A 6457-nucleotide genomic window follows, 5' to 3' on the forward strand; every position below is an offset into this window, starting at 1 on the left:
GCCCGTCGTCGCCCGGCTCGGGGTGGAGGTGGCCGACGGCCGGAGACCCGGGGCCCGGGTCGTCGCCGTGCACATGCCCGGCCCCGGGTCCTCGGCCGGTCTGGTACCGGGGGACGTGCTCCTCGCCTTCGACGGCAGGCGTGTCGACTCGGCCGCCGACCTCGCACGCGCCGTCGCCCGAGCCCGTCCGGGCGACGAGGTGACACTGACGGTGCGCCATCGCGGCGGCGACCGCGGGCGACTGACGGCGGTTCCGGGCATCGTCACATGACCGCACGGCCGCGGGCGGGTGAGCAGGCCTCGCCGTCCAGGACACGGACGGCGACACCGACCGGAACACCCCGGTCACCCGGGGACGGCCCGCGAAGGCGGTGGCGGGCGTGAGCGGTGCTCGGCCCCGCCGGACGCAGATCGCCGAAGTGTGAGAGCACGGTCGCAGCCGTCTCCCCGCCCGTGACCGCCGGCCGGTGCGTGTGATCCCCTCGCCGTACCCGTCGGCGGGACATGTCCGGCCATGGGTTCCGGCGGGGCGCGGCGCGAACACGGCGAACCGGCTCGCGTGGCACCCGTCCGGCGGGCAGGATGCTGCCCGTAACGCCTGTCCGACCCATCCCGTCGTCGCCCGGCGGGGCAGACGGGAAGGGTCGGACAGGCCCTGGCCCTGACGTCCGCCCTGGAGGCCCCCGGATGACCGGCAGCACCCCGCACGCTTCCTTCACCGCCGACGACTACAAGGCCCGTATGGAGCGGGCGGCACGGCAGGCCGCCGGGGCCGGGCTCGCCGGACTGCTCGTGGCGCCCGGCCCCGATCTGGTGTGGCTCACCGGCTACACCCCCACCGCGGTCACCGAGCGGCTCACCCTGCTGGTCCTGGCGGCCGGCCGGGACCCCGTGCTCGTCGTCCCCACCCTGGAGGCCCCGGACGCCGAGCGCGCCCTGGGCGCCTCCACCCTGACCCTGCGGGACTGGACCGACGGCAAGGACCCCTACGCCGCCACCGCGGCCCTCCTGGACACGGCCGGCCGGTTCGGCATCAGCGACAACACCTGGGCCATGCATCTGCTGGGCCTGCAGCAGACGCTGCCCGGCACCTCGTACGCCTCCCTCACCGAGGCCCTGCCGATGCTGCGCGCCGTCAAGGACGCCGCGGAGCTGGAACTCCTGGCCGCCGCGGGCGCCGCCGCCGACGCGGCCTTCGAGGAGATCCGGGCCGTCCCCTTCGCCGGCCGCCGGGAGTCCGACGTGGCCGCCGACCTCGCCGCCCTGCTGCGCCGGTCCGGACACTCCCAGATCGACTTCACGATCGTCGCCTCCGGCCCCAACGGGGCCAACCCGCACCACGAGGCCGACGACCGCGTCATCGAACGCGGCGACATGGTCGTCCTCGACTTCGGCGGCCTCAGGGACGGCTACGGCTCCGACACCTCCCGCACCGTCCACGTCGGCGAACCCAGCGACGAGGAACGCCGGGTGCACGACCTCGTGCGGGAGGCACAGGAGGCCGGCTTCCGCGCGGTGCGGCCCGACGCCGCCTGCCAGGAGGTCGACCGGGCCGCCCGCGCGGTCATCACCGACGCCGGATACGGGGAGTACTTCATCCACCGCACCGGGCACGGCATCGGGGTCACCACGCACGAGCCGCCCTACATGATCGAGGGGGAGGAGCAGCCCCTCGTCCCCGGCATGTGCTTCTCCGTCGAACCCGGCATCTATCTCCCGGGCCGGTTCGGGGTGCGCATCGAGGACATCGTGACGGTGACCGAGGAGGGCGGGCGGCGGCTGAACAACACCACGCGGGAGATGGTCATAGTGGACTGACCGGCCCTCCTCTCCCACCCCTGCCTCCCCGAACGGCAATGGCGCGACCATGACCCAGGCACCGACACCCACCGCGGACACCGTCCGCAGACTGGCCCGTACCCTCCTGAAGGACGGCGCGGGAGACGGCGGCGCGGCGTCCGCCGCCGGGCCCGGCGTCCGGCCCGTCACCGAGGGCCCCGCGCCCGCCACCTGGTGGGTCGGCACCCGCCATGTGCTGCGCCTCGCCCCCGACCGCGAGGTGAGCGCCCGCCGGCGCCGCGAACCGCGGCTGCGCGACCTGGTCCGCCCGTACGTCCCGGTCGCCCTGCCGGCCGGGGTGGCGCAGGCCGAGTGGGCACCCGGTCTGCTCTGCACCCTCGACACCCGGCTGCCCGGCGGGACGGCGGAGGAGCACACCGTGTCCGCCGTCGGCGAGACGGACCTGGCCGGACTGCTCACGGGGCTGCGCGAGGTGCCGGCCCGGCAGGCGGAGACACTCGGCGTGCCACGCGTCTCCCCGCGGTCCCTGGAGTCCCTGCGCAGGGCCGCCGCGGCGGCCGCCGAACGGCTCGCCGAGGCCGACGAGTTCGACCCCGTCCGGCTGAAGCAGCTCACCCCGCCCGCCGCGGTCCAGCTCGCCGCCCAGCCCGGTACGGCGGTCCTCGTCCATCACGCCCTCACCGGCGGGCACCTCGTGGTCGGCGCGGACGGCCGGGTACGCGGGGTCCTCGGCTGGGACGCGGCGGTGGTCGGCGACCCGGCCGAGGACATCGCGGGTCTCGCGCTCGCCGTCGGCGCCCCGGCCGCGGTACGCGCCGCCACTCTCGCCGGTTACGGCGCCCGCCCCTGCCTGCGCGGCCTGTGGCTGGCCCGCTGCGACACCCTGACCCACCTCGCCGAGGCACTCACCGGCGGCACCACCGCCCCGCCCCTCCTGCGCACCCGCCTGCGGCGCGCCTGGGAGCCGATCATGCTGGAACGCGTGACCGACCTCAGAGCCGCCGACGAGACGCCCTGACCCGGCCCCGCCGGGCATCCGCCCGGCCTGTGCCACGCTGCCGGGGCACGGTGGCCGTCGTGCTCGTGGTCGTGGTCATGGGGGTGGCGTGGGCCGGCCGCGGTGAGGCGGCGGCCCCGGCCCCGACGGGCGCTCCTCCGTGACGAGGCCCGGGCCCACGGTGGCGCACGGCTCACCCTTGCAGGAGCACCACCGCCGACTCCGCGGGCAGGCGCAGTACCCCGTCCGCGCCCGGCGCCTCCACGGGCTCCCACGCCGCGAGGACGCGGGCGTCGGGGACGCCGAGGGGGATGGCCGCCGGCCGGTCGGCGAGGTTCACGGCCACCCGGACGTCCCCGCGCCGGAAGGCGAGCCAGCGGTGCTCCTCGTCGTAGGCCGCCTTGGTGTCGCCGAGGTCGGGGTCGGTGAGGTCCGGCTGGGCGTGGCGCACGGCGGCCAGCAGCCGGTACCAGGCCAGCACACGCGCGTGCGGCTCGCGTTCCGGCTCCGACCAGTCCAGGCAGGAGCGGTCCCGGGTGGCGGGGTCCTGCGGGTCGGGCACGTCGTCCTTCGCCCAGCCGTGCGCCGCGAACTCCCGCCGCCTGCCGTCGCTCACCGCCTTCGCGAGCTCCGGATCGGTGTGGTCGGTGAAGAACTGCCAGGGCGTGCCCGCCGCCCACTCCTCGCCCATGAACAGCATCGGCGTGAAGGGAGCGGTCAGCGTCAGGGCCGCCGCGCAGGCCAGCAGCCCGGGGGAGGCCAGCGCGGCCAGCCGGTCCCCGCGGGCGCGGTTGCCCACCTGGTCATGGGTCTGGCTGTACCCCAGGAGCCGGTGCCCGGCCACCCGGGTTCGGTCCAGCGGGCGGCCGTGGTGCCGGCCCCGGAAACCGGAGTAGATCCCGTCGTGGAAGAAGCCGCCGGTGAGCGTCTTGGCCAGCGCGGCGAACGGGGCGCGCGCGAAGTCGGCGTAGTAGCCCCGCGACTCGCCCGTCAGCGCGGCGTGCAGGGCGTGGTGGAAGTCGTCGTTCCACTGCGCGTGCAGTCCAAGGCCGCCGTCCCCGCGCGGTGTGACGACCCTGGGGTCGTTCAGATCCGACTCGGCGATCAGGAACAGCGGCCGGCCCGTGTCCGCGGACAGGTCGTCCACCGCGCGGGACAGCTCCTCCAGGAAGTGGTACGCGCGGGTGTCCACCAGCGCGTGCACCGCGTCCAGCCGCAGCCCGTCGATCCGGTAGTCCCGCAGCCACGCCAGCGCGCTGTCCACGAGATACGCGCGTACCTCGTCGGAACCGGGCGCGTCCAGATTGACCGCCGCGCCCCACGGGGTGTGATGGGTGTCCGTGAAGTACGGGCCGAACCGGGGAAGATAGTTGCCGGACGGGCCCAGATGGTTGTGCACCACGTCCAGGACGACGCCGAGGCCCAGCGCGTGCGCCCGGTCGACGAACCGTTTCAGCCCCTCGGGCCCGCCGTAGGGCTCGTGCACCGCCCACAGCGACACCCCCTCGTACCCCCACCCGTGCCGGCCCGGGAACGGGCACACCGGCATCAGCTCCACGTGCGTCACGCCCAGGTCCACGAGATGGCCGAGCCGCTCGGCGGCGGCGTCGAAGGTGCCCTCGCGCGTGTACGTGCCCACGTGCAGCTCGTACAGCACCGCGCCGGGCAGCGGACGCCCGGCCCACGGCGCGCCCCAGGCGAAGCGGTCGTGGTCGACGACGGCACTCGGTCCGTCCGGCCCGTCGGGCTGGCGGCGTGAGCGCGGATCGGGCAGGACGGGACCGTCGTCCAGCGCGAAGCCGTACCGGGAGCCGTCGTGTGCCCCGGCCTCCCCCCGCCACCACCCCTCGCGCTCGGGATCGCGCTCCAACGCGCGCGTGACGCCGTCGCACTGGAGCGTCACTCTGCCGGCCTGCGGTGCCCACACCTCGAACTGCACGGACGGTTCCCCTTCGTCTGCTCACCGTGATGTAGCGCCTCCATCGTGCGCCATCGGAGATCAGTTCGCCGGGGGATTCCCCCCTTTCGCGAAGGGTGTCGCCGAGTATGCCGCGCGTCGGCCGTTTCCCCGGTTTCTGGACAGCCCGGCCGTCGCTGACCGACAATCAACAGCGTGACGTCGTCCTTCGAGTTCCACACGTATCCCGCGCGGCTGTCCGACGCGGAGCGCGACAAGGCGCTGAGCGTGCTGCGGGACGGTGTCGCCATGGGCCGCCTCTCCCACGACACCTTCGTCCGGCGCATGGAACTCGCCCTCGCCGCGCGGCGTTCCGACGAACTCGCCGTGCTCACCGCGGACCTCACCACGGAAGGCCGCCTCTCCCGGCTGGTGTTCGGCACCGTGGAGGCCGTCTCCGGCTTCGGCGTGCGGCTGCGCCGGGCCTGGCAGGCCGAGAAGCTGCCCAAACTGCTGCTGCCGCAGCCTGCGGCCGGCCACCCGCTGCGCATAGGGCGTGATCCTGCCAGCGGACTGCGGATCAGCCACGAGACGGTGTCCCGCGTGCACGCCGAACTCCGCCACCAGGGCGGCCTGTGGGTGGTGCGGGACCTCGGCTCGACCAACGGCACGACGGTGAACGGACGTCGGGTGGTCGGCGCGGCCGTCGTCCGCGAGGGCGACCAGATCGGCTTCGGACAGATCACCTACCGGCTCGCCGCGAAGTGACCGCGCGGGGGCGCGGCGCCGGCGCCGACTCCACGTGCCCGTCGCGGTGTTGACGTACCCCGCGGTGCCGTGACTCACTGTGCGTACGCCGTGTACTCCCGGTGAAGCGACGGCATGACTTCGTGGAGGTGTGCCCTGCCGCCCCTCCTGCGGTACCCGACCGTCGACGAACTCGGAGCACGGGCCGCCGCCCTCGTCGCCCGGCACCCCGCGACGCCCGGCTGCGCCGCGTCGGCGCCTCCCGCGCGGGCGTCCCCCTCCGGCTGCTCAGTGTCGGCCACGGCAGCCGCCAGGCCCTCGTCGTCGCCGGACCGCACGCGAACGAGCCCGTGGGCGGCGCCACCGTGCTGCGGCTGGCCGAGCGGGCCCTGGCCGACCCACGGCTCACCGAGGGCGCCGACACCACCTGGAACCTGCTGCTCTGCCTCGACCCCGACGGGCTGCGCCGCAACGAGCGCTGGCTGACCGGCCCGTACAGCCTCGGCCACCACTACCGGAACTTCTTCCGGCCCGGCTTCCTCGAACAACCCGAATGGCTGCCCGACGGCGCCGCGGCCGCCGCGCTGCCCGAGACCCGTGCCCTGCTCGCCCTCCAGGACGAGCTGCGGCCCTTCCTCCAGTGTTCCCTGCACGGCGTCGACGTCGGCGGCGGCTTCGTCGAACTCACCCATGACCTGCCCGGCCTCGACCGGCGGGTCGCGGGCGTCTCCGCCCGCCTCGGCGTCCCGCGCGAGCTCGGCGCCTACGACGCCCTCTACTGGCCCGGACTCGGTCCCGCCGTCTACCGGATCCCGCCACCGCGCCGCCGAGACCTCGCCGCCGCCATCACCGAGGCCGCCGTCGAGTCCACCTGGTTCCACCCGCACCGGCACGGCACCGTCACCGCGGTCGTGGAAGCGCCCATGTGGGGCGTCGCGGCCGTCGCGGACGGCTCCCTGCCCGCCGCCGCCGACGTCGCGGCGGAGCTGCGCTCGGTCAGCCGCACGCTGCGCCAC

The 6457-nt window shown here is 75.3% G+C and carries 5 protein-coding genes and 1 pseudogene; 5 read left to right on the forward strand and 1 reads right to left on the reverse strand.

The genetic code is table 11. From position 1 onward, the window contains the following. From B9S61_RS19860 to B9S61_RS19870, 3 genes are all read left to right on the forward strand, one after another. On the forward strand, window positions 1-271 hold a 271-nt coding region (locus tag B9S61_RS19860; protein WP_146064893.1), incomplete at its 5' end, for a PDZ domain-containing protein. Between the two features lie 416 nt (window positions 272-687). Beyond that, window positions 688-1818 (forward strand): aminopeptidase P family protein, encoded by a 1131-nt coding sequence (locus tag B9S61_RS19865; protein WP_103543462.1) that lies wholly within the window; start codon window positions 688-690, stop codon window positions 1816-1818. A gap of 49 nt (window positions 1819-1867) precedes the next feature. Further along, window positions 1868-2818, forward strand: a complete 951-nt coding sequence (locus tag B9S61_RS19870) for an aminoglycoside phosphotransferase family protein (protein WP_103543463.1) — start codon at window positions 1868-1870, stop codon at window positions 2816-2818. Between the two features lie 172 nt (window positions 2819-2990). On the opposite strand, the gene treZ is transcribed toward B9S61_RS19870, so the two are convergent. Next, a complete protein-coding gene (gene treZ, locus B9S61_RS19875; protein WP_103543464.1) occupies window positions 2991-4736 on the reverse strand; it encodes a malto-oligosyltrehalose trehalohydrolase in 1746 nt (581 codons plus the stop codon). Window positions 4737-4910: 174 nt separating this feature from the next. Here treZ and B9S61_RS19880 point away from each other — a divergent pair, with 174 nt between their 5' ends. Both B9S61_RS19880 and B9S61_RS19885 read left to right on the forward strand, forming a co-directional pair. After that, complete coding sequence (locus B9S61_RS19880; protein ID WP_103543465.1) at window positions 4911-5462, forward strand: FHA domain-containing protein; 552 nt, start codon at window positions 4911-4913, stop codon at window positions 5460-5462. Window positions 5463-5576: 114 nt separating this feature from the next. Next, a pseudogene (locus tag B9S61_RS19885) lies at window positions 5577-6457 on the forward strand (M14 family zinc carboxypeptidase); the annotation flags it as partial.

This window comes from Streptomyces sp. SM1, assembly GCF_002910825.1.
In the GTDB taxonomy this organism is placed as follows: Bacteria; Actinomycetota; Actinomycetes; order Streptomycetales; family Streptomycetaceae; genus Streptomyces; species Streptomyces okerensis.